The 3625-nt window shown below is 44.1% G+C and carries 3 protein-coding genes; 2 read left to right on the top strand and 1 reads right to left on the bottom strand.

Features of this window, described 5'->3' with window-relative positions; translation table 11 throughout:
* Positions 1-194 precede the first annotated feature (194 nt).
* Positions 195-1211 carry a type I glyceraldehyde-3-phosphate dehydrogenase gene (locus IQ242_RS19480; RefSeq protein WP_158202112.1) on the top strand — a complete coding sequence of 339 codons (1017 nt, stop codon included), beginning with the start codon at positions 195-197 and terminating at the stop codon, positions 1209-1211.
* Positions 1212-1298: 87 nt separating this feature from the next.
* On the opposite strand, the gene fetB is transcribed toward IQ242_RS19480, so the two are convergent.
* The gene (fetB, locus tag IQ242_RS19475; protein ID WP_193961099.1) at positions 1299-2075 is read right to left on the bottom strand and encodes an iron export ABC transporter permease subunit FetB; all 777 of its coding nucleotides are present in this window, start codon (positions 2073-2075) and stop codon (positions 1299-1301) included.
* A gap of 126 nt (positions 2076-2201) precedes the next feature.
* On the opposite strand from fetB, the gene IQ242_RS19470 reads away from it, so the two are divergent.
* Positions 2202-3314, top strand: a complete 1113-nt coding sequence (locus tag IQ242_RS19470) for a DegT/DnrJ/EryC1/StrS family aminotransferase (protein ID WP_193961098.1) — start codon at positions 2202-2204, stop codon at positions 3312-3314.
* The last annotated feature ends 311 nt before the right edge of the window (positions 3315-3625 follow it).

The raw sequence follows: 3625 nt of genomic DNA, 5'->3' as shown, positions 1-3625 counted from the left end.
GTGTGGGGAGGTGAGGAGAATAAATAAAAATAATCTCCTGTCTCCTGTCTCGTAGTCTCGGAGTCTCCCGTCTCCTGAATGGTGAGCTAATAAATTATTTTCGATCGGGATCGTAAAGTTCAACCTTTAAGGTATGATTGGGAACATTAATTATTTTTTTATGTATTGCACTAAAACGTAGAGGGCAAGCAGCAGTGATTAGAGTAGCGATCAATGGTTTCGGACGGATTGGACGTAATTTCCTAAGATGTTGGTTAGGACGGACTGATAGTGGCTTGGAGGTAGTGGGGATCAATGATACATCCGATCCCCGTAGTAACGCTCACCTGCTCAAATATGACTCGATGTTAGGCAAACTTAACGCTAATATCGATGCCGATGATAATTCTTTAATTGTTAACGGTAAAACCATTAAATGTTATTCCGATCGCAATCCCCTCAATCTGCCCTGGGCAGAATGGGGTGTAGATTTAGTGATCGAAGCTACCGGTGTTTTCGTCGATGAAGAGGGCGCTTCTAAGCATATTGTCGCAGGAGCTAAAAAAGTCCTCATTACCGCACCGGGTAAAGGTTCGGGTGTGGGAACCTATGTTGTCGGTGTCAACGCTCACGAATACGAACACGATAAATACAATGTCATCAGCAATGCCAGTTGTACCACCAACTGTCTTGCTCCTGTCGTCAAAGTGATTCACGAAAACTTCGGCATCATCAAAGGGACGATGACCACCACCCACAGTTACACTGGTGATCAACGCATTCTTGATGCTAGTCACCGGGATCTCCGTCGCGCTCGCGCCGCTGCCGTTAACATCGTTCCCACCTCCACCGGTGCCGCTAAAGCTGTAGCCTTAGTTATCCCCGAAATGAAAGGGAAACTTAACGGTATCGCCCTGCGTGTACCCACTCCTAACGTTTCTGTAGTGGATTTAGTCGCACAGGTGGAAAAAAGCACGATCGCGGAACAGGTAAACGAAGTCCTCAAAGAAGCTGCGGAAAATTCTTTGAAAGGAATTCTCGAATATAATGATTTACCCCTCGTTTCCTCTGATTATCGCGGTGTTGATGCCTCCTCGATCATTGATGCTAGTCTAACGATGGTGATGGGTGGCGATATGGTGAAAGTTATCGCTTGGTACGATAACGAATGGGGTTACTCCCAACGCGTGGTTGATCTCGCTGAAGTCGTCGCCAGCAAGTGGAAAGGCTAAATCAGTGATCAGTAAACAGTAATCGGTGAACAGTGGGCGTTAATTAGGAGTCAGGAGTGGCTAGTGATAACTGATAACTGATAACTGTTAACTGATAAGTGATAAATTCTCACTGAAAAAGCGCCGATAGATTCCCTCTGTCACCAATTGAGCGGTGATTAGGTTAGCTAGGGCAATCATAAACAGGATCAGTATCTGGTAGGAAGCGGCGTTTAAAGGTTCACTTCCTGCCAATACCTGTCCGGTGAACATTCCGGGTAAACTGACTAAACCCACCACCATCATCTGATTGAGGGTGGGTATTAAACTAGCTCGAATCGCTTCTTTTTGATAAGATGCGATCGCTTGTTGAGGGGTTGCCCCTAAACAAAGATGGGTTTCGATTTCCAAACGGTGACTTTTAATGGCACTGCTTAATCTCTCCCCGGCTAAAGAGGCACTATTCATCGCTTGCCCTAACACCATCCCCGTCAAGGGAATTAAGTATTGGGGCGAGTACCATTGTTCTGGTTGAATAATTAAAGCGATCGCATAACCTAAAGTTAGACAGCTACTAATCAATAAAGAGCCAAAAACTAGGGGTAATAAGCCTTTATCTCGGCTATCGATGCGATTTTTAGCAACAATAGTCGCGATAGTCATCATTACTGCCAAAATCCCCAGCACTGCCAGAGGATTATCAAGGGAAAAAATAACGGCGATAACGTAGCCTACCACTAATAATTGCAGGATCGATCGACCGGTCGCTAATAATAATTGTCCCTCTAGGGCTAAATTTGACCAACGGGAGAGGAGTAAACAAATACCCATCATCCCCAAAGCCCAACCCAAATCCACCAGATTTAGTTCTACTAATCCATCCATAAAAATAAAAGAAACAAATTACAACGATACTTCATCTATAGATAGCAAGTTTATAATTATTTTTGACTAATTATTCCTTTTTTTCGCCAACAAATCCCGATTAGTCTCTAATTTGAGTGAAAGCGCGTGAGTACAATTCCCCCCGTCGATTTATCCCGTCAATACCAAGTCATCAGCGAAGAAGCTAACCATGCCGTTTTAGAAATCCTCCGTTCTGGGCGCTATATTGGCGGTGAAACTGTGAGCGAATTAGAACGACAATTTGCCCTCTATCATGGTGTTAGCGATTGTGTTGCCTGTAATTCGGGAACCGATGCCCTTTATCTGGCACTGCGCGCCCTCGGTATTCAAGCGGGGGATGAAGTAATTACTTCTACTTTTTCGTTTATTGCCACCGCCGAAGCGATTAATTTAGTCGGGGCAGTGCCGGTTTTTGTCGATATCGATATTAATACTTTTAACCTCGATGTGGCACTGTTGGAAAAAGCGCTTACTCCCCAGACTAAAGCGATTATCCCAGTACACCTTTTTGGGCAATCTGTCAATATGTCTGAGGTAGTAAATTTCGCTCGTTCCCATAATTTATTGGTGATTGAGGATTGCGCTCAAGCAACGGGAGCAGAATGGCATGGGCAGAAAGTGGGGAGTATCGGCGATATTGGCTGTTTTAGCTTCTTTCCCACCAAAAATTTAGGCGGTTGTGGCGATGGTGGCGCAATTACCACCAATAACCCCGAGTTAGCGGCACAAATTCGCATGATTAAAGAACACGGCAGCAAGGTGCGTTATCTCCATGAGGTAATTGGGGTGAATAGCCGCTTAGATGCCATTCAAGCGGTTATTTTGCAAATTAAGCTGAAATATCTCGATTTTTGGAATAATCAACGGATCGAGATTGCCCAACGTTATCGGGAATTACTGCAACCTTTGCCTAATATCACTTTACCTACCGCTTTAGCCGGAGGTAAGCACGTTTGGAATCAGTACACGATCTTAACAGAAAATCGTGACCAAATTCGGGCAGCTTTGCAGGAAAAAGATGTCCTATCTATGGTTTATTATCCGATTCCCCTACATTTACAGCCGGTTTATCAGTATTTAGGCTATAAAAAAGGTGATTTACCCATGGCTGAATTGGCCAGTGAAAAAGTGTTATCTTTGCCTATGTTCCCCGATTTAAGCTGCGAGGAACAACAACAGGTAGCCTACGCGCTGAAAGATTGTTTGCATAGTTCCTAAGTTATCAGTGGGAATTAAGTAGCTGGTTATAATTAAATTAAAAATGGATTTTAGGTTCGATCCCCCCTGCCCCCCTTGATAAGGGGGGTGCTGATAGGCGGGGGGCTCCCCCCTGCCCCCCTTGATAAGGGGGGTGTCTGATAATTTTTAACGCCTACCTATTTAACTTCAGTTCGGGTTAAGGCTATTTTCTTACTCATTCCACAAAAGAATAGGGTTGACAGCGAACGAGAAAATTAGGGTTTTAGCTTATCCCGAACTCAGGTTATTTAGGAATTAGGAATTATCAAGTGAGAAGAATAGATAAAAAT

Source organism: Microcystis sp. LEGE 08355, assembly GCF_015207185.1.
Classification (GTDB): Bacteria; Cyanobacteriota; Cyanobacteriia; order Cyanobacteriales; family Microcystaceae; genus Microcystis; species Microcystis panniformis.
This window is presented reverse-complemented; position numbering and strand designations above follow the sequence as displayed.

Bases quoted from the DNA above. Each gene is read 5' to 3' on its own strand.
- fetB (WP_193961099.1), bottom strand. From the start codon at position 2,075: ATGGATGGATTAGTAGAACTAAATCTGGTGGATTTGGGTTGGGCTTTG.